The sequence below is a fragment of the Streptomyces sp. ITFR-21 genome (genome assembly GCF_031844685.1).
In the GTDB taxonomy this organism is placed as follows: domain Bacteria; phylum Actinomycetota; class Actinomycetes; order Streptomycetales; family Streptomycetaceae; genus Actinacidiphila.
This window is the reverse complement of record NZ_CP134605.1, coordinates 4,919,764-4,944,216: the sequence shown is the minus strand read 5'-3', so window position 1 is coordinate 4,944,216 and position 24,453 is coordinate 4,919,764. Positions and strand designations below refer to the sequence as shown.

Below are 24,453 nucleotides of genomic sequence, written 5' to 3'. Positions count from 1 at the left end.
GCGGGCGGTCACGGCATCCGGATCACCGTGGCGGCGTAGGACAGGCCCGCGCCGAAGCCGATGAGCAGGGCGAGGTCCCCGCTGCGCAGCGTCCCGGAGGTACGCATCCGGTCCAGCGCGAGCGGGATGGAGGCGGCCGAGGCGTTGCCCTGGTCGACGATGTCCCGGGCGATCGCGACGTGTTCGGGGAAGCCCACCGAGTCGGCGACGGACTCGATGATGCGCAGGTTGGCCTGGTGGGGCACGAACGCCTGGAGGTCGCCGGGGGCCAGCCCGGAGCGGCTCAGCGCGGTCTCCACCACGCCGGGCAGGTTCGTCACCGCCCAGCGGAAGACCGACGCGCCCTGCATCCGCAGGTAGGGGCGCCCGTCGTGCTCGGGCTCGGGCCGTACCGTGATCGCGTCGGCCAGTTCGGGTTCGGTGCCCCAGACCACCGGTCCGATGCCGGGCTCGGCGGCCTGTCCGACGACCGCGGCGCCGGCGCCGTCGGAGAAGAGGAACGCGGTACCGCGGTCGAGCGGGTCGAGGATGTCCGACATCCGTTCCACCGCGACGAGCAGGCAGTTGCGGGCCGCTCCCGAGGTGACGGTCGAAGCGGCCAGGCTGAGGCCCACGGTGAATCCGGCGCAGGCGGCGCTGACCTTCACGCCGCGGGCCGCGACACCGAGCCGCCTGCCGATCTCGGCGGCGAGTTCGTCCCCGCCCTCAAGGTCGGACATGGTGGCGACCAGGATCTGGTCCACGTCGGTGGGGGCCATGCCGGCCTCGGCGAGTGCCTTGCCCGCGGCCGTGGCCCCCATCTCCACCAGGGTCTCGTCGCTCTGTGCGAAGGGGCGGGTGCTGATGCCGCTGCGCCGCACGATCCAGTCGGGATCGGAGTCCAGGGTGCGGCAGATCTCCTCGTTGGTGACGATCCGCCGGGGCCGGTAGGTCCCGATGCCCAGAAGAGCCGCGTGCCTGTTCTCGGCCGCGGGCGGGAACGTGCGCTCGGTCTCGGTGCTGTGCACTGGTGGGCTCCCGTCGTCAGCGCTGCTTCCGCATGGTCTTACGCGGCTGGGCCCGTCTTCCCGCGTGATCTCTTCTGCTTGACATTGGCATACTGGTGGTATGTACTCACATACCCAAGGAATGTTAGTTGGAGGGACCCCGCTGTGACCTCAGCAACTGCCACACCAACCGCCGAACCGTCGAAGGCCGGGACGACGCTGCTGCTGACCGCGGCGGCGACGTTCATGGCCTTCCTCGACACCACGGTCGTCAACGTGGCATTCCCCGATCTGCGTTCGCACTTCCCCCATGAGTCGCTCAGCAACCTCACGTGGGTGATCACCAGTTACGGGGTGCTGTTCGCCGCTCTGCTCACCTCCGCCGGCCGGTTCGCCGACGTCTTCGGCCGCCGCAAGTTCTTCATCGGCTCGCTGGCCCTGTTCGGCCTCGCCTCCGTCGCGTGCGCGGTCGCGCCGAACGTCGACACGCTGATCGCGGCCCGAGCCGTGCAGGGCATCGGCGCCGCGGGCATGATCCCCTCCGCGCTGGGCCTGGTCCTCATCGAGACGCCGGCCGAGAAGCGGGCCGAGGCGATCGGCATCTGGGGCGCGGTCGGCTCGGTGGCCGCCGCCGCCGGTCCCTCGCTCGGCGGCCTGCTGGTGAGCGCCTTCGACTGGCGCGCGGTGTTCATCCTCAACGTGCCGATCGCCATCGCCGTGATCATCGGCAGCGTGAAGCTGCTGCCCAACCGGCCCGCCACCGAGACCAAGCGGCCCGACCTGGTCGGTACCGGCGCGGTCACCCTCGGCATCACCGCGATCGTGGTCGGCCTGACCAAGGGCGGCGACTGGGGCTGGGACGCCGCCGAGACCTGGATCTGGATCGCGGTCGGCGTCATCCTGGTCGCGTACTCGCTGGTCCGCTCGCGCGGCCAGGAGGCTCCCGCCATCGACACCGAGCTGTGGAAGAGCAAGATGTTCGCGATGGCGAACCTCAGCGTCTTCTTCCTGGGCGCCGGCCTGTTCGTGTGGTTCCTGTCCGGCCCGCTGTACCTGACCACGGTCTGGCACTACTCGATCCTGAAGGCCGGCCTCGCGGTCAGCCCCGGCGCGGTGCTCTCCGCCGTCTGCGCGGTCATCGTCGGCAAGAAGGTCAAGCCGCAGAACCAGCGCCCGGTCATCCTGGTCAGCGGTCTGATCTTCTTCGCCGTGAGCGTCTGGGCGTACCTGAGCCTGGGCAGCGAGCCCAAGTTCCTGGCCATCTGGCTGCCGTACGGCCTGATCGGCGGCGCCGTGGTCGGCGCCTCGCTGACCAGCGTCACCACCGCGGCGGCCATCTCGGTGCACCCGCTGAAGTTCGCCTCCGGCACCGGCCTGAACACCACCGCCCGGCAGTTTGGCGGCTCGATCGGCATCGCCGTGATGGCCGCGGTGATCGCCGCGCACAACCCGCTGGACGCCCAGACCTACAAGGACGTCTTCCTGCTGACCGGTATCTTCGTGCTCGCCTCGATCATCCCCGGGCTGGGGCTGTTCACCAAGAAGTCGATGGCCGAGATCGCCGAGACCCAGCGCCAGATCCAGGCGTACATGGCCGCCCAGGCGCAGGCCGCCGCGGCCGCGGCCGCCGGCCAGGCGCAGGGCAGCGGTACCCCCGCGGTCGCCGACCGCAGCTGAACCCCGCGGGTACCGGCCGGACTTCCCCCAACCCGGTACCCGCCCGGAACGTCGGTCGCACGGTGCCCCCGTGTCGTGCGGCCGGCCCCGGTGGGGGCGGCGGAGCCTTCGGGCCCGCCGCCCCCTTCGTGGTTTCCGGGCCTCCGCGCCGCCGGCTGTCCGCGCCGCCGGCTGTCCGCGCCGCCGGCTGTGCGCGTCCCCGCGGTCCTTGTCGCCGCGGTCCGTGTCGCCGCGGTCCGTGTCAGCGCGGTCCGTGTCACCGCGGTCCGTGTCACCGCGGTCCGTGTCACCGCGGTCCGTGTCACCGTGTCGCCGTGTCGCCGCGGCCGGACACCGCGGACGGCGGGCACGGACGGCGGGCAGGGACGGTGGCCACGGACAGTGAGAACAGACGGTGAGAACAAGGGGCAGAACTTCGCCAAGTCGTGCGAGGGGTGTCCGCGACCGGGTGCGTAACACAGGGCGAGTGTCCGTCTCTTGAGAGGGAACCGTTGAACACCGTCCTTGACTGGCTGGACGATCCCGTGTCGGCGCGTGGGATCCACTACTACCGAGCGGACGGCTGGCACCTGCGCAGCTACCAGGAGATCGCCGGTCACGCCCGCAGGATCGCCGCCCTGCTGGGGGCCTCCGGCGTCACGCAGGGAGTCGTCTCCCTCCAGATCGAGGACCCGGAGAACTTCGTCCCGGCCTTCCTCGGCACCATGTACGCGGGCCTGACCCCCTCGCCGATCGCGTCCCCGGTGACCTTCACCAACCACGACGCGTACAGCGACCACGCGGCGGCCGTGATGGGCGCCGCCGCCCCCGCCGCCGTGCTCACCGACAGCGCGATGCGCGCGCTGGCCGCCGACTCCTGCGTCAAGGCGGGGCTGCCCGAGCCGCTGGCGCTGCCCGACGAACTGCCCGACGCGGCCGACGCGGTACGCCGGGACGCCGAACTGGCCCTGCTGCAGTTCACCTCGGGCTCCAGCGGCACCCCCAAGGGCGTCCGGGTGACCGCCGGCAACCTGGCCGCCAACGTCGCGGCGATCCACGGCTGGCTCGGCGTCACCAGCGAGGACTCCTGCTCCTCCTGGCTGCCGCTCTACCACGACATGGGCCTGATCGGCACCTTCCTCGGCTCCGTGGTGGCCCAGATCGACCTGTGGCTGATGACGCCGCTGGACTTCATCCGCTCCCCCGCCCGCTGGCTGGAGGCGCACGGCAAGCACGCCGTGACCATCACCACCGCGCCCAACTTCGGCTACGGGTACGCCACCTCCCGGGTCCGCGAACCCGACCTGGCGGGCAGCGACTTCTCCACCTGGCGGGTCGCGATGAGCGGCGCCGAGCGTGTCGACCCCCGGGTCGCCGCCGACTTCGCCACCCGGCTGAATCCGTACGGCTTCAGCACCTCGGCCTTCACGCCCTGTTACGGCATGGCCGAGACGACCCTGGCCGTCACCGGCGTGGTGCCCGGCACCGGGGCGAAGATCGTCCGCCCCGAGGGCGACCTGGTCACCGGCCGGCCGGTGACCGTCACCGGCACCGGCGTGCTCGGCTTCGACCGCCCGGAGGACCCGGCCCGCTGGCTGAGCTCCTGCGGCGTACCCGTGCCGCAGACCACCGTCGAGATCGTCGACGACGACGGCAAGGCGCTGCCCGACGGGTCGTTCGGCGAGGTCCGGGTCACCGGCGCGTCCGTCGCCCTCGGCTACCAGTCGCCCGACCCGGACGCCTCCGCGCCGTTCACCGCGGCCGGACTGCACACCGGCGACGCCGGCTTCCTGCTCGACGGCGAGCTGTACATCGTCGGGCGGATCGGCGACAGCCTCAAGGTCCGCGGCCGCAAGGTGCACGCCGAGGACTTGGAGGCCGCGCTCGCCGCGGTCCCCGGGGTACCGGCCGGCCGCTGCGCGGTGGCGCTCGGCAGCAGCGGCGGACGCGGCCGGGCCATCGCCGTGGTGGAGGCCCAGGACGACTCCTGGCTGCCCGCGGTGACCACGATGCTGCGCACCTCGCTCGACGCGTCCGTCGCGGTGACGGTGCTGCGCGCCCGCCGCGGCGTCATCCCCCGTACCTCCAGCGGCAAGCCGCGCCGCCGCCTGATGTGGCAGCAGGCCGGGGACGGCCTGCTGCCCGGCGACGTACTGCTCGACACCTTCAGCACCACGACGGCGGCCGCCGGACCGACGGCCGCCAGCACCGCCACGACCACGGCAACCGCCACGACGACGGCACGATTGGATGGGGCAGCGAAATGACCGCCACTCCCGCGGGGCTCGTTCTCGATGTGACCGAGACGGCTCCCGAGACCACCGCAGAACAGCACGGCCGGCTGGCCGGATCAGCGGACCTGTACCGCCGCTGGGAGCGCCAGCAGTGGGCCGTCGCCGAGGTGAACCCGGCCCGCGACGCGCCCGTGTGGAACGCGCTGTCCGACTTCTCCCGCGCCCAGATGCTCGGCGCCCTCGCCGAGCTGGAGGTCGGCGAGGTCGCGGTGACCCACACCCTGGGCTCGCTGATCGACGCCCCGCCCACCGAGGACGACCGCATCTTCCTGTGCACGCAGCTCGCCGACGAGGCGCGGCACGTGCGCTTCTTCCAGACCTACCTGGAGGAGGGCTGCGGTGTCGCGATGAGCGAGGCCGCGGGTGTCGAGCTGGAGGGCTCCGCCGACTACGCGGACGTCTTCGCGCCCGAACTCGCCCGGGTCACCGACGCGGTGCGCGCCAACCACGACGACCGCGACTCCTGGTACCGCGCGCTGATCTACTACCACCTCATCACCGAGGGCGTGCTCGCGGCCACCGCGCTGCGCACCACCCGCTTCCTCGCCAAGCGGCTGAAGCTGCCGGCTCTGGAGGAGGGCCTGACCAACGTCACCCGCGACGAGTCGCGGCACGTCTCCTTCGGCCTGCGCGCCGCGCAGGACGGCGTCGTCAACGGCGGCTTCGCCCAGGTCGTCGAGGACGCCCACTTCGAGTCGCTCGGCACCGCCGCCTGGGTGCTGATCGGCCCGTCCCGCTTCAACCCGGTGCCCGCCATCCAGGTGGCCCTGCTCAGCCGGGCCGCCCAGCTCGGCGGTGCGATCGAGATCGCCCGGGAGCGCCTGCTCAAGCAGCTGCGGCTGGTCGGCCTGCCGCACCTGACCGAGAAGGCCGGCGTCGCCTGGGACCAGGCCGTCGACCGCGCCATCGACGCCTACGAGGAGCGCTGGAACGCGCCCCACCCGATCCGGGCCGCCGCCAAGCTCTCCGCCTGACTCCCCACACCCCCCGTCACCCCGGTACCAGAAAGCGAGCAGCCCCCCATGGACAGCAGCACCCTGCGCAGCAACGTACGGCAGATCGTCGGCGAGATGAGCCCCCTCGGCGCGCGCGAGGCGAAGTCCGACGACCGGCTCGTCGAGGAGCTCGGCTACGACTCCCTGGCCGTCATCGAGCTGTCGCTGCGGATCGAGCAGGACTTCGCCCTCGACACGGAGGCGACCGGCGGCACCCCCGACATCACCACCGTCAAGGACATCGAGGACTTCGTCGAGGCACGGGTGGCCGCCCCGACCGACGCGGCCTGACAGCGCCCGGCCGACGCCACAGCGAGAAGTGAGGACAGCACCATGACCGAGGACCTCAGCCGCGAAGCGGCCGATCCGCTCTGTCTGCCGCACGAGGAGGCCGTCCGCCTGCTGCGCGACGCCCCCTGGCGGCGGTTCGCCGCGATGGGCGACAGCTTCGCGGCGGGCCTCGGCGGCCCCAGCCGCGGCTACGCCAACACACCGTGGCCGCAGCGGATCGCCTCGGTCCTGGGCGCCGGCCGGCCGGAATTCCAGTACCTCAACACCGGTGTCATGGGCAAGCGCGCCGGCGAGGCGCGCGCAGAACAGCTGGAGCAGGTAATGGCCTTCAAACCTGACCTGGTCAACGTCGCCGCCGGCGGAAACGACCTGTTCGATCCCCAACCCGATCTCGACGCGGTCGAGGCCGACCTCGACGCCGTCTACGCGGCCGTGCGCTCGCAGGGCGCCGACGTCTTCGCCTTCACCGTCGCCAACGTCTTCGACACCGTCCCCGGGCTCGCCGAGTTCGGCGAGCGCGTCGCCGCGCTCAACGAGCGGATTCGCGCGGTGGCCGAGCGCCACGACGCGATGCTCGTCGAGATGTGGGACCACCCGGTGCGCAAGCGCCCGGAGCTGATGAGCGGCGACGGCATCCACTTCGCCATGGAGGGCCACGCCGCGCTCGCCGCGGAGATCGTCAAGACCCTCTCCGAGCGGCTCAGCAAGCTCGGCGCGGAAGGCCGGGTGCGATGAGCGGGGCCGCCACGGGTTCCGGCGCGCCGGCCACCGCCCGCTATGTGATCGTCGGCGCGGGCTCGGCCGGCTGCGTGCTGGCCGCCCGGCTCAGCGCCGGCAGCGACGGCCGGGTGGTGCTGATCGAGGCCGGCGGTTCCGACGGCAAGGCCGGCATCGCCATCCCGGCCGCCTTCCCCACCCTCTTTGGCTCCGACGTCGACTGGGGCTACAGCACCCAGCCGCAGCCGGGCCTCGACGGCCGGTCCCTGAACTGGCCGCGCGGCCGGACGCTGGGTGGCTCGTCGTCGCTGAACGCGCAGATCTGGACCCGCGGCCACCGCGCCGACTACGACGGCTGGGCCGCGCAGGGCTGCGAGGGCTGGTCAGCCGACGAGGTGCTGCCGTACTTCGAGCGGGCCGAGGACCGCGACCCGGACCGGGCGGGCGGCGGTTCCCGCGACGCCGGGCCCGGCTACGGCAGCGGCGGCCCGATCCGGATCGAGGACCTGCGCGACCCGTCGCCGGCCACCGCCGAGTTCCTCGCCGCTTGCGGCGAGGCCGGCATCGGCCCGCTCGACGGGGTGACCGCCCTCACCCCGGAGGGCGCGGGGCCGGTGCACACCACCCAGCGCGGCGGGCGGCGGTGGAGCGCGGCCGACGCGTACCTGCGGCCGGCCGCCGGGCGCGACAACCTCACCGTCATCACCAAGGCCCAGGTCGAGCGGGTGCTGATCGAGAACGGCCGGGCGGTGGGCGTGGCCTACTCCACCCCGGACGGGCCCGCGCAGATCCGCGCCGAGGCCGAGGTCATCCTCGCGGCCGGCGCCATCGGCAGCCCCCAGCTGCTGATGCTCTCCGGGGTGGGCCCGGCCGACCAGCTCACCGCGCTCGGCATCGAGGTGCACGCCGACCGCGAGGAGGTCGGCCGCAACCTCACCGACCACCTCTACGTGCCGCTGGCCTTCGACGTGCACGGCGCGGTGTCGCCGGGCGTGGAGGACCAGGCCACCGAGATCGGCGAGTTCATGCGCGGCCGGCGCGGCCGGCTCACCTCCAACATCGCCGAGGCGGTCGCCTTCCTGCGCAGCTCCGACCGGCTCAGCGCGCCGGACCTGGAGCTGGTGTGGATGGTGCTGCCGTTCCTCGACCAGCGCAAGGCCGAGCCCAAGCACGGCGTCACGCTCGGCGTGGTGCTGCTGCGCCCGCGCAGTCACGGCACCATCCGGCTGGCGCCGGCCGATCCGGCCGGCCACCCGCTGATCGACCCGCGCTATCTGTCCGACCCCGCCGGCGAGGACCTGCGGGCGCTGACCGCCGGCGTACGGCTGGCGCAGCGGGTACTCACCAGGCCCGCGCTGGCCGACCGGCTCGGCGCCCCGCTGACGCCGGGCGCGTACGACTGGTCGGACAAGGGTGCCGAGGCCCTGACCCGCGGATACGCCGAGACCCTCTTCCACCCCGTCGGCACCTGCCGGATGGGGCCGGACGAGGACTCGGTGCTCGATCCGCGCCTTCGACTGCGGGGGATCGAGGGGCTGAGAGTCGTCGATGCCTCTGCCATGCCCTCGATCCCCCGCGGCCACACCCACGCGCCCACCGTCATGCTCGCCGAGCGCGCCGCGGACCTGATCCTCAACGATTCCGCCGCTGCCACCGGTGCCGTCGCGGCCGGCACCGCGGCCCACCGCTGATCCCACCCAACGAGAGGCTCCGTCCCGTGAGTGTCCACGCAACCGCAGAACAGGCCAACCGGATCTTCCTCGACGCGTCCGAGGCCGCCCTGAACGACGCGACGTTCGCCGCCGTCCTCAAGGAGTTCGACTTCGCCCTCCAGCTGGTCCTGACCGATCCGCAGGTCGCGCTGCGCATCGACAAGGACGGTGTGCTGGAGGGGGCGCCGAGCCCCGCCACCGTGCGCCTGGAGGGCGAGACCGACGCCCTGCACTCGATCCTGCTGGGCCAGCTGTCGATCCCGCAGGCCATCGTCGCCCACCGGCTGGTCGTGAAGGGGCAGGTGTCGTCGGTGCGCAAGCTCGCCGCCCTGCTGCCCGTCCTCGGCCGTGAGTACTACGGGCGCGTCTCGCAGGGTACGCAGACCGCCTGACCGGGGTCGGCGCAGACCCCTGCGCTCGTTCCTCCCCTCTCCACGTGCCGTCGTGGAGTCCTGGCAGAGTCCGGAAGAATTCAGCAGAAAGAGTGCCAGCCGTGACCGTTACCGTCGATATCGTCCCTAACGCGCCGACCCTTTCCGACCTGCGGGCGCTCAAGAGCGCCGCGATGCCCTCGATGTTCGACCTGCCGCCGGACGTCGAGCAGCTGCGCGACGAAGTACGCGAGTTCGCCCAGACCGTCGTCAAGCCCCGGGTACTGGAGAACGACCTGGCCCCCGCGGACGACTTCGACTGGGACATGGTGCGGGCCGGCCACGAGCTGGGGCTGCTGCGGCTGACCATCCCCAAGGAGCTCGGCGGTCGCGGCATGGGCGTGCTGGGCGTGGCCGTGGCCATGGAGGAGCTCGCCTCCGTCTGCGCCAGCACGGCGCTGATCTTCGGCGCCTCGATGCTCGGCCAGACGTCGGTGCTCTTCTCCGGCGACCAGCAGCTCCAGTCCCGTTTCATCCCGCCCTTCCTCGGCGACGAGCCGGTGCTGGCGTGCAACGCCATCACCGAGGACATCTCCGGCTGCGACCTGCTCATCCCGGAGCACGCCGAGCTGGCCGCCGACGTGATGACCGCCCGCCGTGACGGCGACGGGTTCATCCTCAACGGCATCAAGCGCTTCATCACCAACGGCAAGGTCGCCCAGTGGGCGACGGTGTTCGCCAACATCGAGGGCAACCCGGGCGCCACCGGGCTGACCGTATTCGTGGTGCCGCTGGACAGCGAGGGCGTGGTACGCGGCGAGGTCGCCGACAAGATGGGCTACCGGGCCTGCCTGGGCACCACGCTGACCTTCGAGAACGTGCGGGTGCCCGGGGAGAACGTGGTCCTCGGCGAGGGCAACGGCTGGAACTACCTGTCCATCCAGTCCAACCAGGCGCGCGCCATCGTCGCGGCCATCTCCACCGGTGTCGCCCGCGGCGCCTTCGAGTACGCCCGGGAGTTCGCCGGCGAGCGCGTCCAGGCCGGGAAGCTGCTGTACGAGCACCAGTTCACCGCCCGCAAGCTGGCCGAGATGGCGGCCAAGGTCGAGGCGTCCCGGCTGCTGTACCTGCAGGGCGCCTACCAGGCCGACAACATGCTGCCGGCGCCGGTCTACGGGCCCGCCGTGGCCAAGCTGTTCGCCGACCGGGCGGCCATCGAGGTGGCCGACGAGGCCATGTCGATCCTCGGCGCCCGCGGCTACTGCCGCGAGAACCACGTCGAGAAGCTGGTCCGCGAGTCCTTCGGCGCCCGGATCTACGAGGGCACCCCGGAGGTGCTCGCGCTGGCCATAACCGGAGCCCTGTACGGGCGGCGACTGTGACCGAGGCCGTCACCACGGAGTCCGTCCGGACGGCGGCTCCGGCGCGGGCCGCCGCGTCGGAGGACGCCGCTCTGGCGGACCGCCGCGGCCGGTACATCGCCGATGTGCTGGCGCTGCACGACCGGATCAGCCTGCGCGGCCTCGCCGCGCAGGTCGATCCGCTGTACATGGTCCGCCGCCCGGACGGCCTGACCGTGCTCGCGGTCCCGCAGTCCGGGCTGCCGGAGCGCTACCGGCTGATGATCTACGGCTTCCGGCTGGCCCAGTACCTGCGGCTGAACTACGCCAGCGACCGGATCGCGCACGACGCCGGCCTGTTCGCCGAGCCGCACGAGGGGCACGGCGAGGAGATCCATGTCATCGCCCTGCAGGAGACCACCGGGGCGATCCTGCGCTATGTGTCGTACATCGGCACCGAGGACACCCGGCCGCGGTCGCTGACCGACCCCGACCGGGTGCTCTTCCCCGCCGAGGTCGCCCACGGCGTCAACTTCTTCGACCACGTGCCCGCGCCGGAGCCGGCGCTGAGCAACGAGGTCTGGGAGATCAAGCGCCTGGTGCAGCGCGGCTCGGAGCTGCGGGCGCCGGTCACCCGGCGGCTGCGCATCACGCTGGAGATGATGCTCTGCTTCTACTCCACCCTGCAGCGCCTGAGCCCGAAGCCCAAGTACCTCATCGGTGACGGCGAGGAGGGGCTGGCGATCCGCCGGCTGACCCGCAGCCTGAAGGACATCACGGTGATCGAGGGCACCACCCCCTCGCTGCCGGAGGACGACCTGCATTTCCCGCTCTACGTGACGCGGCCGGTGGTCAAGCCGTTCGTGGCCCGCGCCCCGTACGGCGACGAACTGGCCGATCTCGTCCAGTGGATGGAGACGGCACTCGCCACGACCGACCCGCTGGCGGGCTTCAGACAACTCGTTGCCCGGGTCGAGGGCGAGATCAGGAGAGTGCAGGTATGAACACCCCGCAGGACGCGGACGCCTACTACCGGGACCTGACCGAGCGGAACCGGGGGCTGATCCCGGACGAGGTCCAGCAGCGGCTGCGCACGAGCAAGGTGCTGGTGGCCGGCTGCGGTTCGACCGGCGGCGCCGCCATCGAGCCGCTGGCCCGGCTGGGCCTGGGCGCCTTCGTGCTCACCGAACCCGGCGAGTACGAGCTGAACAACCTCAACCGGCAGAGCGCCAACCGCGCCGACATCGGCCGCAACAAGGCCGAGGTCGGCGCGGACCGGGTCCGGGCCATCCACCCCTTCGCCGAGGTCACGGTGGACACCGGCGGCGTGCAGGCCGACAACGCCGCACTGCTGCTGGACGGCGTCGACGTCGTCGTGGACGGCGTGGACGTCACCACGGTCAAGGGCTGGCAGGCGAAGTACACGCTGCACGCCGAGGCGTCCCGGCTGGGCGTGCCCGTCGTCTCGGGCTACGACATGTCCGGTACCCAGCACATCCGCTACTACGACTACCGGATCCCGCAGGAGCCGCTGGCCGGCGAGGTCACCGAGAAGGACCTCGCCCAGGAGACCCTGTGGGATCTGCTGCTCAAGGTGATCCCGCGCTCGATCGTCCCGGCCGACCTGATCGCGGACATCGTCGCGCACCGCGGTGAGGTGGAGTACAGCGTCCCGCAACTCGTTTACGCCTCGCACCTGTTCGGCGTGCTCGCCTCGCGCTACGTGGTGGAGGTCCTGGCCGGGAACCCGGTGCGCGGCGAGCTCACCGTCGATGTGCACAGTCTCGTCACACCGCAGAGTCAAAAGGAGCTTCGATGACCACCGCAACCGAACGGCGCCGCGACGCGGATCCGCTCGCCCGGCAGACCAAGAAGGCCTCGCAGCTGCTCATCGCGTCGGCCAAGCACTCGTACGACCCGCGGGTCGACATCAACTGGGACGAGCCTCTCGAAGAGGGCAAGTGGTTCCTGCCGGAGAAGCGCATCTCGATCTACGGCACCGACATGTACGAAGCGCTGACCCTGGAGCAGAAGCTCCGGCTGAGCCGTGAGGAGATGGGCTCCTCGCTGGCGGCCGGCGTGTGGACCGAGCACATCCTGATGCACCTGGTCTCGCGCTACGCCTACAAGCGCGACGTCACCAGCCCCCAGGTGCAGTTCGCGCTGACCGAGGTGGCGGACGAGGTCCGGCACATGATCATGTTCGCCCGGCTGGCGGAGAAGCTCGACATCGACTTCTACCCGGTCTCGCCCAAGACGCAGCGCAACGGCCTGCTGCTGAAGACCTTCGCGCCGGTGCCGGCGCTGTGGGCGATGATCCTGCTCACCGAGGAGTTCTTCGACCGGTTCCAGCGCGAGCAGGCGAACGACGAGACGGTCCAGCCGGTCATCCGCGCCGTGGCCCGTATCCACGTGGTGGAGGAGGCGCGGCACATCAGCTTCGCCCGCACCGAGCTGGAGCGCTTCGTCCCGACGCTGTCCAAGCGCCGGCTGGAGATGCTGCGCAACTTCCTGGCCAACGTGGTCAAGACGATCCGGCACGACCGCTACAACCCGCTGATGTACGAGCGGGCCGGACTGGACCCCAAGGCGGCGATCGCCGCCGGCCGCAACAACCCGATCGCCAAGGCCAACGGCGCCTACGGCGCCGAGCGGCTCGCCCCGTACTACCAGTCCATCGGCCTGATCGGCGGCAAGTCCGAGAAGATCTGGCGCGAGGCGGGCTGGCTCAAGGACAAGGAAGCCTGAGGAGAACCACCGTGGAGGACGACGGCTACGAAGGCCCGGCGGTACTGATCGTCGGTGATGAGGAGTTCGCGCTGCGGGCCCACCTGCTCGGCCAGTTCCAGCCGATCGACGGCCGCTACCGCTGGTACGGCCGGCTGGACGCCGACGAGGCGCTGACCCGGCTGGTCGGCGACCGTTCGGTGGCCGTCGTCCTCCGCACGGAGGAGGGCGACGCCGAAGGAAGGCTCAGCGAGCCCGACCTGTGGAACCGCTACCGGGTCGAGGGCGTCAGCCTGCCCCCGTTCCGGATCCCGACCAGTCTTGACGACCTCGGGAGCGAATAGCCGCGGGCCGGCCGCCGAGGCCGCCGCGCCACGTGAACAGCGCGCACCGGTCGGTGGGTTCGGCCGGTGCGACACGTGCGGCACGTGCACCATGGGAGACCTGGGCGGGTACCGCACGCACCTGCCGTACCACCCCGAGCGACCAGCGCGACAGCTGCGCGAAGAAGATCCGAGAAGAGCGAGGACGATCCACCCATGTGCTTTGACGAAGACGCGGTCCCGCCCGTGCCGGCCATCGCGGACGCGGCGACCGAGTCCCGGTACCTCGAACTGACCGCCGCCGACGGGAACGTCTTCGGCGCCTTCTCGGCCGCCCCGGCCGGCGGCGCCGACACCGCCGTGGTGATCCTGCCGGACGTACGCGGCCTGTACGGGTTCTACACCGAACTCGCCCTGCGGTTCGCGGAGAACGGCGTCCAGGCGCTGGTCTACGACTACTACGGCCGGTCGGCCGGCACCGGCAAGCGGGCCAAGGACTTCCCGTACACCGAGCACATGGCCACGCTGACGCCGCGCAACATCTACACCGACCTGGGCGCGGCGGTCGAGCACGTCCGCACGCCGGAGGGCGGCGGCGCCAAGGCCGTCCTCACCCTCGGCTTCTGCATCGGCGGCCGGATCGCGGTGATCGCCGGCACCCGGGACATGAACCTGGCCGGCGTCGTCGGCTTCTACTGCTGGCCCGCGGCCGGCGCCGACGGCTCGCCCGGCCCGACCGGCCGGGCCGGGGAGCTGAAGTCGCCGGTACTGGCGCTGATGGCCGGCGAGGACAAGGGCATCCCGCAGAGCGACGTGCGCGACTTCGAGGAGGCGCTGGCGGCCGCCGGGGTCGACCACGACGTGGTGACCTACCCCGGCACCCCGCACAGCTTCTTCGACGCCTCCCGCTCGCAGTACGCGGACGCCTCGGCGGACGCCTGGCGGCGGGTGCTGGACTTCACCCGGAAGGTGGGGGCGCCCGCGGCCGTCTGAGCCGCCCACCTGTGATACGTACCATCGGAATGGAAGTGCGTGTACGATGTACACGTGAGCCCTACCGGGGAAGTGTCCATGATGGAGACTCGAACCAGAACTCGCCCGACCCAGCGTGAACGGTCGGACGGCACCATCGAGGCGCTGTTGTCGGCGGCCCGCGCGCTCTTCGCGGCCCACGGCTACAACGCGACATCCCTGGACGCCGTGTGCGGTGAAGCACACGTCACCAAGGGCGCGCTCTACCACCACTTCAGCGGCAAGCAGCACCTCTTCCGTGCCGTGTACGAACGCGAGCAGGCACGGCTCGCCCGGGTCGTGGCCCGCGCCTACAGCGACGCCGAGCAGCCGAACTCCTGGGAGGCGGTCTACGTCGGAGCGCGGGCCTTCCTCGCCGAGGCGCTCGCCTCCGACGTCCAGCGGATCATCCTGCTGGACGCCCCCGGCGCCCTCGGCATGGACACCATGCGCGAGATCAGCACCGACTGCCTGCTGATGATGCGGGAAGGCATCCGGCGGGCGGTGGCGAGCGGCGACATCCTCTCCCAGTCGGTGCCGGCGCTCAGCAGCCTGCTCTACGGCGCCCTGTGCGAGTCCGCCATGGCGGCGGCCCGCGCCGACGACCAGCGGGCGGCGCTCGACGCCTCCCTGCTGGAGCTGCGGGCGCTCTTCGACGCGCTGGCGGCGGCAGCGGCCCGGGCCTGAAGCGAGGGCATCGCAGCACGACGGGCGCGGTCCGGTGGACCGCGCCCGCTCTGCTGTCCGGGCCCGGGGCACCAGGACGAGGACGAGGATCAGGGCCGGGGTGCGGGACGGTCGGGACGGGGGCCGGTCAGGACGCGGGGGGCTGCCGCCGCTCGGCGGCGTCCGCGGCCCGGTCGCGCGGCGGTCTGCGCCGCCTGAGCGGGCACGCCTCGTCCTCGCCCACCGGCCGGTCGCGCCAGCGCTCGGCCTCCAGCGCCATCGTCATGGTGAGGTCGACCAGGCTGAGGTGGGGACGGCCGAGCGCGTGCTCGGCGACCATGGTCAGCGCCTGCGGGGTGCGCCCGCACAGTTCGATGATCCGGGCCACCGCGTCCTCCTCGGCCTCCACCCGGGCCTCCCCCAGGATCCCGGCCAGCATCCGCTCCGCCTGCCGGTTGCTCAGCTCGCGCAGCCGTACGAACCGCACGGACTGCGACCCCTCCAGCTCCCTGAGGGTCTCGGTGGAGCGCGCGGTCGCCAGCACCACCGTCCCGTCCGAGACCTCCCGCAGCAGCCCGGCGGCGGTGTCGTGGCAGGCCAGGTCGTCCAGCACGATCAGCAGCCGCCGGCCGGCGACCGCCTCCCGGTAGCGCTCGGTGAGGTCACCGGTGCCCGCGGGCGGGGCGGGCACGCCGAGGCTGCGCAGGATGAAGCGGATCAGGGTGTCCGGGTCGTGGAAGTCCCGGGCGCCGTCGCGGCCGTGCAGGTCGACGAAGATCTGGCCGTCGGGGAAGCGCGGCGCCACCCGGTGCGCCCAGTGGATGGCCAGCGCGGTCTTCCCGATGCCCGGCGGGCCCTCGATGACCCGGATGCAGGAGGACTCGGCGGACGCCGCCGCGACGAAGCCGTCCAGCATCGCCAGCTCCTGCTCGCGGCCGACCAGCCGGGTGGCCCGGGGAAGCTGGTGCGGGACCCGCGGCTCCGGCGGGCCGCCCGACCTCGCCGCCGCGACCGGGCAGGGATCCCCGGCCAGCGTCCGGCCGGCGCCCGCCCGGCCGCCGGCGGCCAGGATGCTGGTGTGCAGCTCCTGCGTCTCACCGGCCGGGTCGACCCCCAGGTTCTCCGCGAGCCGGCGGCGCAGCGCGGCGTAGGCGCCCAGCGCCTCGGTGCGCCGGCCCGAGCGGTGCAGCGCGGTCATCAGGTTGCGGATGACGATCTCGTTGTCCGGGTGCCGGTCGGCCACCGCCCGCAGTTCGTCGAGCAGCTCGCGGTGGCCGCCGAGTCGGAGCTCGCGTTCGTGGCACTCGACGAGCACCGACAGGCGTTCCAGTTCGAGCAGCTCGCGGACCGTGGTGGCCCAGGTCCCCGTCACCCCGCCCAGCGGCGAGTCCTGCCAGATGCCCAGCGCCTGCCGGAAGAGGCCCACCGACGCGCGGGCGTCCCCCTCGCCGGAGCGCGCCCTGGCGACCGTGCGCCGGAACCGGTGCAGATCCACGGAGTCGTCGTCCACCTCCAGGACGTAGCCGCCGTGCCGGCGCTGCACGGTGGCCTCCGCCGGCGACCCGGGCGCCTCCAGTGCGCCGCGCAGCCGCGAGATGTACGAGTGCAGCACGTTGCGCGCCGACAGCGGGGGTTCGCTCCCCCACGTCCAGTCGATCAGCTCGGTGGTCATCACCGCCTCGTTGGCGCTCACCGCGAGCATCGCGAAGATTCCGCGCTGCCTGGTGTGACCGAGGTCCACCGCCTCCCCCGCGGCGGTCCGGTATTCCAGCGGCCCGAGCAGCCGAACGAAGGCCACGTTGGTCTTCCCCCTCCAACGACGATGTCAGTCAACCGCCCTCACAATAGGCTCGTAAACGTGTGCGAGGACGGTTGTGCGGCGTTGGGATCGAAACTCTGACCCCTCCGTGACATACGCACCCGGATGGAGAATTTCTTGATTCCCGTCCGACCCCTGGTCGCGGGCCTCAAGCTTTGCCCCACCCCTCCCACCGATGCTCTCTTCCACGAGCTCCAACGAGACGGACCAACTCGGATGGGGAAGTGGCATGAGTCCCATGATCGCCATGAAACACGAGCGCCAGGACGCACGGTGGGGAGAGCACCGCTGGGCCCTGGTTCTCGCCGAACGAGAACGCCTGCTGCGCCTGGTGGCCGGCCGGCTGGGCAGGACTGCAGATGTGGAGGACTGTGTACAGGAGGCCCTGATCCGCGCGGCGACGTACGACCGGCTCGACGAGGCCAGGGTCGGCGCGCTGCTCACCACCATCACCCTGCGGCTGTGCGTGGACCAGCAGCGCCGTACCTCGCGCGACCAGCGGCTCGCGGTGCGGGTCCGCTACGTGCACGGCTCGGATCGCGGGCCCGACGTGGAGAACCAGACCTGCGAGCGGGCCGCCGGGCGGTGGCTGCTGGAGCAGCTCTCCAAGCTCGGGGTACGGGAGCGGCAGGTGATGCTCGCCCGCGCCGACGGCATGTCCACCGCCGAGGCCGCGCAGGCGCTGAACATCACCCATAAGTCCGCGGAAAGCGCGTTCACCCGGGCCCGGAGCCGACTGCGCTCGCTGTACCAGGAGGAGATGGCGCGCTGATCAAGCCCTTTGGCGGCCATGTGGTCTTTTGAACGCTATAACTGTCACCCGATCGGGAAACCGGGCGGCCCGCTGCCGCGGACGGCCCGGGTGAACTCAATTCCGTGCCGGAATCGGAGCCCGTGTGCCTCATTCACGGGCTCGGCATTCCGGCCGCCGCGCGGAAACGGCCGTTACGGACCGGCCGTGGCCTCGCCCCGGACATACCGCCATGTCGTCGAACGGCATGGCGGTTCGCCGTATGTCCGCTCATTTCCCGTCCGCGCGCCGAAGTGCCCGCGCACCCGGGTCGGCGCGCCCGGGTCGGCGCGCGGGCACCTCGCCGCGCCCGGGTCGGCGCGACCGCGGACCCCGGGGCCCGCGGTCGCCGGCCGGCTCTTCCCCGGCCCGGTCCGGACGCGGCGCGTGAGGTGTGTCACACCGCCCGGTGCCGCCGCCGGGGCAAGTCCCGCACGCCCGAGACCCGATGACCGCGCCGCGGGCGTACCGGCCGGAAACCGGGGTGACAAGGACGTGGCTTAGCCTTGCGCCATTGCGCGGGCCGAACCACGATCGGGGGCCGGTCCGGCGCATTCGGTCGCCGCCTCCCGGGGGGCTGCGCTGACGAGGGAGTGGGAGATGACTGATCCCTGGAGGGATCCCGCGGTCCGTGCGCCGGACGGCGACACGTCCACGGTGCCACGGTCCGGGAGCGGAGCCGCCGACGCGGGCCCGGTGCCCGGCGGCCGGGCGGCGGCGCGGCAGGCGGCGCGGCAGGGGTCCAAGGGCGCGGCGCACTCCAGGGGCGGCCGGGCCGCGCAGCGGCGGGGCCGCCGCGCCAAGCAGGACGGCCGGGGCCGGCGGGTGCTGCGCATCACCCTGATATCGGCCTGCGCGCTCGCCCTGGTGGTGGGCGGCGGCGGCTGGCTGCTCTACCAGCACCTGAACGGCAACATCAACAGCGTCTCGCTCACCGACGGCGTCGGCAAGGACAGCGCCGGCAAGGAGAAGGTGGACGCCTTCGGGCGGAGCCCGATCAACATCCTGGTGATGGGCAGCGACGGCCGTACCAGCGCCGCCGACTGCAAGCTGGGCGGCGGCTGCTCGAAGACCGGCGTGCAGACCGGCCAGAACGCGGACGTGGAGATGGTGGTGCACATATCCGCCGACCGCTCCAACGCCACCGTGATGAGCATTCCGCGCGACACCGTGACCGACGTCCCCGCGTGCACCGACGGCAAGACCGGCGCCTCCACCCCCGGCTACAGCGGCATGATCAACAGCGCGCTGGCGTACGGCCAGGCCTGCCAGGTCGCCACCGTGCACAAGCTGACCGGCATACCCATCGACCACTTCATCCAGGTCGACTTCTCCGGTGTGGTGAAGATGTCCGACGCGGTCGGCGGGGTACCGGTGTGCGTCGACGCCGACGTGTACGACACCTACTCGCACCTGAAGCTCTCGGCCGGCACCCACACCCTCAAGGGCGTGGCGGCGCTGGAGTTCCTGCGCTCCCGGCACGGCTTCGGCGACGGCAGCGACCTGGGCCGTACCTACGCCCAGCACACGTACCTCAGCTCGCTGATCCGCAAGTTCAAGAGCGCGGGCACCCTCGCCAACCCGGCGGCCGTCTACAAGCTGGCCGACGCCGCCACCAAGGCGCTCACCGTGGACACCGGGCTGGGCAGCGTCACCAAGCTGATCGGGCTGGCCGGCGACCTGGACAAGGTCCCCGCCAAGCGGATCACCTTCACCACCATGCAGACCGCGGCCGACCCGTCCGACGCCAACCGGGTGCTGGTCGGGCCGGGCGCCCGGACGCTCTTCGCCACCATCGCCGGCGACCAGTCGCTGACCACCGCCACCGGCGGGAAGTCCGCCGCCGCCTCGGCGACCGCCGCGCCGACCGCCACCCCGGTGCCCGCCTCGCAGATCACGGTCGCGGTGCAGAACGGCACCGGCGTCGGCGGGCGGGCCGCCGCCATCGCGACCGCGCTGACCGACAGGGGCTTCAACCCGGCCACCTCCGGCGGCAACGCGCCCGCGCCCGCCGCCGCCACCTCGCTCACCTACGGCCCCGGCGAGAAGGGCCAGGCCCAGACCGTGGCCCGCGCGCTCGGCCTGCAGGCCGGCGCGCTGAAGCAGGGGACGACCGCGGGCCTCGTCCTGGTGGTCGGCGCCGACTGGTCGGCCGGCAGCACCTTCCCCGGCGGCAGCGCCTCGGCGGTACCCGTCGACACCGAGGCGGCGGTGGCCGGCTCGCACGCCGAGACTGCCGACGCACCCAAGTCCTGCGCCAAGGTGAGCCGTTACCGGACGGTCCAGATCAACGGGGTGCCGATGACGCCGAGTCAGGCGTATCTGGCCGCGCCCGGCAGGAAGGACTCCGACGCCTGACCCGTGCCGGGCCGCCGCGGGGAAGGGGCGGCGGCCCGGCCGGCCGGTCAATCGGTCAACGGGACACCGGGGTTGACCAGCGTGCCGGTCGAGGTGTTGTCGCGGGTGACGGTGACCGGGCAGCTGGTCGCGTCGTAGTCGGTCACGTCGATGGCGTACGACGGGGTGAGGGTCGCGCCGGTGAGGTCGGCGGTGTTGTGGCGGAAGACCGTGCCGCAGCCCCAGCCGTCGATCTGGGAGTGGGTCTGGAAGCCGTCCTTGAGGGTGTGCACACCCCGGTTGTTCTCGATGGTGTAGTTGTTGCCCTTGACGTCCACCCAGGAGTCGTCGTAGTTGACGTTCGTCTCGCCGTTGCCGTCGAAGGTGTTGCCGGAGACGAGGCCGCCGGTGGTGCCTTCCTTGAGGTCGATGTTCTCGGCGCCGATGTCGGGGCCGATGGTGTTGTTCAGGATCTGCACGTAGTCGCTCCGGTCGGTGAGCGTGTTGGCGGTGCCGACGTAGACGCCCTCGCCCAGACCGTCGTGGGCGGTGCCGGTGTCGTGCACGGTGGAGTTCTCCAGCACGCCGTACTGGCTGGAGTTGCGGAAGTGGACGCCCTCCATCGTGGTGTCGTAGACGGTGACCGAGTCCAGCACCACGTGGCTGGCGCTGTCGAGCATGATCGCCTTCTGGGCGTGGGTGACGGTGATGCCCTTGACCGTCCAGTACGAGGCGCCGTTGAGGTAGAGGCCGTACCCGCCGCCGGTCGAGGTGGTGAGCACGGCGCGGGCGGAGCCGGTGAGCGTGATCCGGTCCGCCGCGGTGCCGGCGGCGGTGGTTTTGAAGTTACCGGTGTACGTGCCGTCCGCGAGCTGGATCGTCTGCCCGGGGACGGCCGCCGCAAGGGCGTCCTTGAGCTGGGCGCCGGTACTCACCTTGACCACCGTGCCGCCGCCGGGAGAGGTCGGCGGGGTCGTCGTGGGCGGCGCGGTGGTGGGGGGCGGGGTGCTGGGCGGCGGGGTCGTCGTGGGCGGCGCGGTGGTGGGGGGCTGGGTGGGGGTGCCGCCGGGCCCGCTGAGCACCACGTCGTCGGCGTAGTAGGTGCCCTGCGCGTACCAGCCGTGGGTGAAGACGGTCACCGAGGTGGTGGCCGCGCCGGTGGTGAAGGACGTGCTGAGCGGGCTGTAGTCGGCCGCGCTCGGCGTCCAGGTGGAGGCGTTGACCCCGGTGCCGGTCGCGCCGAGGTAGACGTAGGCGCCGCGGACGTACGCGCTGAGCGTGTACGTGGTGGCGGGCTGCACGGCCACGGTCTGGGCGCACTGGGCGTAGTCGCCCGCCGAGGTGGCCCCCTTCAATGCCCAACTTCCGCCGTGGACAGGCGAGTTGGTGACAACGTCAAGCGGGGAGCAGGTCCAGCCGGCCAGCGTGCCGGCTTCGAAGGCGCTGTTGGTCAGAAGGTTGGCGGTGGCCGCGGCGGCCTGGTGGGTGAGCAGCGCGGCGGCGGTCAGGCCGGCGGCGGTCAGGGCGAGCGCGGCGCGGACGGGTGTGCGCATGACGGGCATCCTCGCGGGACGTGGGGGGACGCGGAGCTGCTTCTGCATTGGACTGGACCAAAGCCCCGACCGTCAAGAGCGTCCGCCCACCCGCTCCCGGCGGCCGGCCCCGGCAGCCGCTCCCCGCCGCGCGCCCCCGCGCCGTCCCGTCGGCGCCCCCTGCGCCCGCGCCTCACGCGGAGGTGCCGGTCTCCGTCCCGGTCTCCGCGGGGGCCCCGGTCTCCGCGGGGGCCCCGGTCTCCGCGGCGCGGACCCGGGCCAGCAGCGCCGCGGGATCGGGGGTGGCTTGGAGTGCCGCGAGCAGCAGCAGCCACAGGTCGTGCAGTCGCTCCTCGATGCGGTCGCGGCCTTCCAGCGCGTCGGAGACGGTGTGCAGGCCGAAGAAGGCGTAGACGATGCCGAGCGAGGCGGTCGCGGGGTCGACGCCGGCGGCCAGGGTGCCCTGCGCGCGGGCCTCCTCCAGCAGGGCGGTGACCGCCTCGATCCAGCCGACGAAGGGCGTCGGCAGCTGCTCGTCGATGGCCTTGCGCTCCATCCACAGCCGCGAGCCGGCGCGTACCACCACGTCGTCCCGGAACGCCCGCGCCACGGTGAAGCTGAGCGCGACGAGCTTCTCCAGCGCCGGTCCGTCCGCGGCCCGGACCCGGCCGATCAGCGCGGGCCAGGTGGCGAAGTGCGCCTCCACGACGGCGAGCGCCAGCTTTTCCTTGCTGGCGTAGTGGAAGTAGATCGCGCCGCTGGTACGGCCCGAACGAGCGCTGATGTCGCTGATGCTGGTCGCGGCGTACCCGCGTTCGTCGAACAATTGCGCCGCGGACTCCAGGAGGAACCTTCGCGTTGTCTCCGCACGTACCTGCACGCTCGCTCACTCCGGATGCCACATCGCTGCCAGGCGTTGCCAACGGCAGCAATGTACTGCCTTCCCGGCGGCTCCGGGTAACATCCGCGAAGCATTCCACGCGGAAATCGGACAGGAATCCGGCACCAATGCGCATGCGGGTCAGCCGAGCTTGAGTTCTGCTTATGTTATGAAACCATCGGTCGGGGACACCTCGGGGCCAGGGTACGGCCATCCGCTGAGCTGGTCCCGCACGGTCGACCGGGAGATGGTGCACCGGGCGTCGGTCGCCGAGGTCCTGCTGACCGACGTACGGCCGGACCGCGACGGCGGCTTCGCGGCGGCGGCGAGCTGGCCCCGATCGCATACCACCTTCCCGCGCGACGGCACGGATCTGCACAGCCCGCTGGTGATGGTGGAGACCCTGCGCCAGCTCGGGATCTACGTCTCGCTGCGGTACCTCGGCGTGCCCGACGACGCCCATCTGCTCATCACCGACCTGCGCTTCTCACTGCGGCCCGACCAGGAGCCGCGGGTCGGCCACGGCTGCACGGAGGTGACCTGCCAGGTCGCGGTGAGCGGGATCCGCCGCGGCGGGAACGGCGTCACCAACGGCCTGCGGCTCGATGTGACCTACCTGGCCGACGGCACCGCCTTCGCCCGAGCCGGCGGCGGCGCCCGGTTCGTGGACCCGGGCCGCTACGCCGCGCTGCGCGCCGACCGGCTCACCGCCAGCCCCCCGCCGCCCACCACCGGGGGCCGCCCGGCCCCGGCGCTGCTCGCGGTGGCCGAACGGCGGGACGTGGTGATCACCCGAAGGGCGGACACGCCGACGGTGGAGCCCGCCGACCCCAACCACCCGTTCTTCTTCGACCACCCCACCGACCACGTCTCCGGGATGGTGCTGCTGGAGGCGGCCCGGCAGGCCGCCGCGGCGGCGAGCGGCGGCGCGCTGCGCCGCCCCACCAGCGGCTGCCTGATCGCCACCCGGTTCACCGAGTTCGCCCCGGCCGCCCGTGTCGACTGCCTCCCGCACCACCGGACCTGCGTGTTCAGGATCCGGCAGGACGGCGGCTGCACCGCTTACGGGGTCCTCGGATACGGGCGACACGCCCCGTGACTTTGCGCATTCACTTGACTACCTTGCGTGTCGGTCAATAACATAACGATCGATATGTTCTTGGTGGTCGCTTACAGCGCCTCCTTATCGGGCTGCGTCCACTGAGAGCCCGCGCCTGCCTGATCCACCGGCGCGCCGACCGACCGCCGCGCCAATGCGGCGGCACTCCCCGGCGCTTTCAGGCATTCTCGAACGGAACTCCCCGATGAACTCTCATCGCATCTATTCCTGGACCCCCGCGGCCATCGTGTTCGACTGCGACGGCACCCTCATGGACACCGAGCGGCATTGGCAGGACGCCCGCGATCTCACCCTGCGGGATTTCGGTCTCGTCGCCGCCCCGGAATTCGCCGAGCGCGCAAAGGGTCTGCACTACACCCAGTGCGGGCAGCTCATGGCCGACGAGGCGGGCCGGCCGGAGCTCGGCGCGGACCTGACCGCCCGGCTCCTCGGGCACTTCAGGACGCTGGTCGCCCAGAACCCGCAGACCATGCCCGGCGCCCGTGAACTGGTCGCCAACGCCGCCAAGTTCGCACCGCTCGCGGTCGCCAGCAACTGCCCGCGGGACGTCGTGGAGACCTGCCTGCGCGACGCGGAGCTGCTGCACCACTTCGACCACGTCGTCGTCCCCGACGACGGCAACCGCCCCAAGCCGCACCCGGACGTCTACCTCAGCGCGGCCCGCGCCTGCGGGGCCGCGCCGGCCGACACCCTCGCCGTCGAGGACTCCGGCTGCGGCGTGGAGGCCGCCTCCCGGGCCGGCCTGCGGATCCTGGGCGTCGGCCCCTGGCCGGGCGAGGAGGTCGCCGACCGCGTCGACCTGTGGGTCCGCTCCCTCGACGAGCCGGAGATCTTCGACTGGGCGAGCCGGCGGGTCAGCCGGCAGCTGACCGCCTGACCGGCCCGG

Annotated in this window: 22 protein-coding genes and 1 pseudogene; 18 read left to right on the top strand and 5 right to left on the bottom strand. The window is 72.2% G+C overall.

Annotation, left to right across the window (positions count from 1 at the left end):
* Positions 1-8 precede the first annotated feature (8 nt).
* Positions 9-1,007: a beta-ketoacyl-ACP synthase 3 gene (locus RLT57_RS22270; RefSeq protein WP_311299054.1), complete on the bottom strand. Its 999-nt coding sequence runs from the start codon at positions 1,005-1,007 to the stop codon at positions 9-11.
* A gap of 144 nt (positions 1,008-1,151) precedes the next feature.
* Here RLT57_RS22270 and RLT57_RS22265 point away from each other — a divergent pair, with 144 nt between their 5' ends.
* The 14 genes from RLT57_RS22265 to RLT57_RS22200 all read left to right on the top strand — a co-directional run bounded on the left by RLT57_RS22265 (position 1,152) and on the right by RLT57_RS22200 (position 15,110).
* Positions 1,152-2,663, top strand: coding sequence for a DHA2 family efflux MFS transporter permease subunit (locus RLT57_RS22265; RefSeq protein ID WP_311299053.1), 1,512 nt, complete (start codon positions 1,152-1,154; stop codon positions 2,661-2,663).
* 491 nt (positions 2,664-3,154) lie between these two features.
* Complete coding sequence (locus RLT57_RS22260) at positions 3,155-4,909, top strand: AMP-binding protein (protein WP_311299052.1); 1,755 nt, start codon at positions 3,155-3,157, stop codon at positions 4,907-4,909.
* Entirely contained in the window at positions 4,906-5,910 is a 1,005-nt protein-coding gene (locus RLT57_RS22255) for a ribonucleotide-diphosphate reductase subunit beta (RefSeq protein ID WP_311299051.1), read from the top strand. The genes RLT57_RS22260 and RLT57_RS22255 overlap by 4 nt, the downstream gene beginning before the upstream one ends.
* Positions 5,911-5,958: 48 nt before the next feature.
* Entirely contained in the window at positions 5,959-6,222 is a 264-nt protein-coding gene (locus RLT57_RS22250; protein WP_311299050.1) for an acyl carrier protein, read from the top strand.
* A gap of 42 nt (positions 6,223-6,264) precedes the next feature.
* Positions 6,265-6,957: an SGNH/GDSL hydrolase family protein gene (locus tag RLT57_RS22245; protein ID WP_311299049.1), complete on the top strand. Its 693-nt coding sequence runs from the start codon at positions 6,265-6,267 to the stop codon at positions 6,955-6,957.
* Positions 6,954-8,630 carry a GMC family oxidoreductase gene (locus RLT57_RS22240; RefSeq protein WP_311299048.1) on the top strand — a complete coding sequence of 559 codons (1,677 nt, stop codon included), beginning with the start codon at positions 6,954-6,956 and terminating at the stop codon, positions 8,628-8,630. The genes RLT57_RS22245 and RLT57_RS22240 overlap by 4 nt, the downstream gene beginning before the upstream one ends.
* 26 nt (positions 8,631-8,656) lie before the next feature.
* Positions 8,657-9,043, top strand: coding sequence for an SCP2 sterol-binding domain-containing protein (locus RLT57_RS22235; protein WP_311299047.1), 387 nt, complete (start codon positions 8,657-8,659; stop codon positions 9,041-9,043).
* A 101-nt stretch (positions 9,044-9,144) separates the two neighbouring features.
* Positions 9,145-10,404, top strand: a complete 1,260-nt coding sequence (locus RLT57_RS22230; RefSeq protein ID WP_311299046.1) for an acyl-CoA dehydrogenase family protein — start codon at positions 9,145-9,147, stop codon at positions 10,402-10,404.
* Positions 10,401-11,366, top strand: a complete 966-nt coding sequence (locus RLT57_RS22225; protein ID WP_311299045.1) for a hypothetical protein — start codon at positions 10,401-10,403, stop codon at positions 11,364-11,366. Before RLT57_RS22230 ends, RLT57_RS22225 begins: the two co-directional genes overlap by 4 nt.
* On the top strand, positions 11,363-12,181 hold the full coding sequence (locus RLT57_RS22220; protein WP_311299044.1) for a ThiF family adenylyltransferase: 819 nt from the start codon (positions 11,363-11,365) through the stop codon (positions 12,179-12,181). The genes RLT57_RS22225 and RLT57_RS22220 overlap by 4 nt, the downstream gene beginning before the upstream one ends.
* Complete coding sequence (locus tag RLT57_RS22215) at positions 12,178-13,110, top strand: AurF N-oxygenase family protein (protein ID WP_311299043.1); 933 nt, start codon at positions 12,178-12,180, stop codon at positions 13,108-13,110. The genes RLT57_RS22220 and RLT57_RS22215 overlap by 4 nt, the downstream gene beginning before the upstream one ends.
* A gap of 11 nt (positions 13,111-13,121) precedes the next feature.
* Positions 13,122-13,433, top strand: a complete 312-nt coding sequence (locus RLT57_RS22210) for a DUF4873 domain-containing protein (RefSeq protein WP_311299042.1) — start codon at positions 13,122-13,124, stop codon at positions 13,431-13,433.
* A 195-nt stretch (positions 13,434-13,628) separates the two neighbouring features.
* The gene (locus RLT57_RS22205; protein ID WP_311299041.1) at positions 13,629-14,405 is read left to right on the top strand and encodes a dienelactone hydrolase family protein; all 777 of its coding nucleotides are present in this window, start codon (positions 13,629-13,631) and stop codon (positions 14,403-14,405) included.
* Positions 14,406-14,483: 78 nt separating this feature from the next.
* Positions 14,484-15,110, top strand: a complete 627-nt coding sequence (locus RLT57_RS22200; RefSeq protein WP_311299040.1) for a TetR/AcrR family transcriptional regulator — start codon at positions 14,484-14,486, stop codon at positions 15,108-15,110.
* A gap of 127 nt (positions 15,111-15,237) precedes the next feature.
* On the opposite strand, the gene RLT57_RS22195 is transcribed toward RLT57_RS22200, so the two are convergent.
* On the bottom strand, positions 15,238-16,887 hold the full coding sequence (locus tag RLT57_RS22195) for a BTAD domain-containing putative transcriptional regulator (RefSeq protein ID WP_311299039.1): 1,650 nt from the start codon (positions 16,885-16,887) through the stop codon (positions 15,238-15,240).
* 259 nt (positions 16,888-17,146) lie between these two features.
* Between RLT57_RS22195 and RLT57_RS22190 the strand changes: the two genes are divergently transcribed.
* Positions 17,147-17,680, top strand: a complete 534-nt coding sequence (locus RLT57_RS22190; RefSeq protein ID WP_311299038.1) for an RNA polymerase sigma factor — start codon at positions 17,147-17,149, stop codon at positions 17,678-17,680.
* 618 nt (positions 17,681-18,298) lie between these two features.
* On the top strand, positions 18,299-20,056 hold the full coding sequence (locus tag RLT57_RS22185) for an LCP family protein (protein ID WP_311299037.1): 1,758 nt from the start codon (positions 18,299-18,301) through the stop codon (positions 20,054-20,056).
* A gap of 47 nt (positions 20,057-20,103) precedes the next feature.
* Here RLT57_RS22185 and RLT57_RS22180 read toward each other — a convergent pair whose 3' ends face one another.
* The 3 genes and pseudogenes from RLT57_RS22180 to RLT57_RS22175 all read right to left on the bottom strand — a co-directional run bounded on the left by RLT57_RS22180 (position 20,104) and on the right by RLT57_RS22175 (position 22,447).
* Positions 20,104-21,120: a right-handed parallel beta-helix repeat-containing protein gene (locus tag RLT57_RS22180; protein ID WP_399129905.1), complete on the bottom strand. Its 1,017-nt coding sequence runs from the start codon at positions 21,118-21,120 to the stop codon at positions 20,104-20,106.
* A gap of 42 nt (positions 21,121-21,162) precedes the next feature.
* Positions 21,163-21,588 (bottom strand): annotated as a pseudogene (locus tag RLT57_RS33430) (carbohydrate binding domain-containing protein); the annotation flags it as partial.
* 172 nt (positions 21,589-21,760) lie between these two features.
* On the bottom strand, positions 21,761-22,447 hold the full coding sequence (locus RLT57_RS22175) for a ScbR family autoregulator-binding transcription factor (protein WP_311299035.1): 687 nt from the start codon (positions 22,445-22,447) through the stop codon (positions 21,761-21,763).
* A gap of 169 nt (positions 22,448-22,616) precedes the next feature.
* Between RLT57_RS22175 and RLT57_RS22170 the strand changes: the two genes are divergently transcribed.
* The gene (locus RLT57_RS22170; protein ID WP_311299034.1) at positions 22,617-23,546 is read left to right on the top strand and encodes a ScbA/BarX family gamma-butyrolactone biosynthesis protein; all 930 of its coding nucleotides are present in this window, start codon (positions 22,617-22,619) and stop codon (positions 23,544-23,546) included.
* A 205-nt stretch (positions 23,547-23,751) separates the two neighbouring features.
* On the top strand, positions 23,752-24,444 hold the full coding sequence (locus RLT57_RS22165) for an HAD family hydrolase (protein ID WP_311299033.1): 693 nt from the start codon (positions 23,752-23,754) through the stop codon (positions 24,442-24,444).
* The last annotated feature ends 9 nt before the right edge of the window (positions 24,445-24,453 follow it).

Bases quoted from the DNA above. Each gene is read 5' to 3' on its own strand.
- RLT57_RS22215 (WP_311299043.1), top strand. From the start codon at position 12,178: ATGACCACCGCAACCGAACGGCGCCGCGACGCGGATCCGCTCGCCCGG.
- RLT57_RS22190 (WP_311299038.1), top strand. From the start codon at position 17,147: ATGATCGCCATGAAACACGAGCGCCAGGACGCACGGTGGGGAGAGCAC.
- RLT57_RS22185 (WP_311299037.1), top strand. From the start codon at position 18,299: ATGACTGATCCCTGGAGGGATCCCGCGGTCCGTGCGCCGGACGGCGAC.
- RLT57_RS22220 (WP_311299044.1), top strand. From the start codon at position 11,363: ATGAACACCCCGCAGGACGCGGACGCCTACTACCGGGACCTGACCGAG.
- RLT57_RS22200 (WP_311299040.1), top strand. From the start codon at position 14,484: ATGATGGAGACTCGAACCAGAACTCGCCCGACCCAGCGTGAACGGTCG.
- RLT57_RS22250 (WP_311299050.1), top strand. From the start codon at position 5,959: ATGGACAGCAGCACCCTGCGCAGCAACGTACGGCAGATCGTCGGCGAG.
- RLT57_RS22170 (WP_311299034.1), top strand. From the start codon at position 22,617: ATGAAACCATCGGTCGGGGACACCTCGGGGCCAGGGTACGGCCATCCG.
- RLT57_RS22245 (WP_311299049.1), top strand. From the start codon at position 6,265: ATGACCGAGGACCTCAGCCGCGAAGCGGCCGATCCGCTCTGTCTGCCG.
- RLT57_RS22205 (WP_311299041.1), top strand. From the start codon at position 13,629: ATGTGCTTTGACGAAGACGCGGTCCCGCCCGTGCCGGCCATCGCGGAC.
- RLT57_RS22240 (WP_311299048.1), top strand. From the start codon at position 6,954: ATGAGCGGGGCCGCCACGGGTTCCGGCGCGCCGGCCACCGCCCGCTAT.
- RLT57_RS22255 (WP_311299051.1), top strand. From the start codon at position 4,906: ATGACCGCCACTCCCGCGGGGCTCGTTCTCGATGTGACCGAGACGGCT.
- RLT57_RS22165 (WP_311299033.1), top strand. From the start codon at position 23,752: ATGAACTCTCATCGCATCTATTCCTGGACCCCCGCGGCCATCGTGTTC.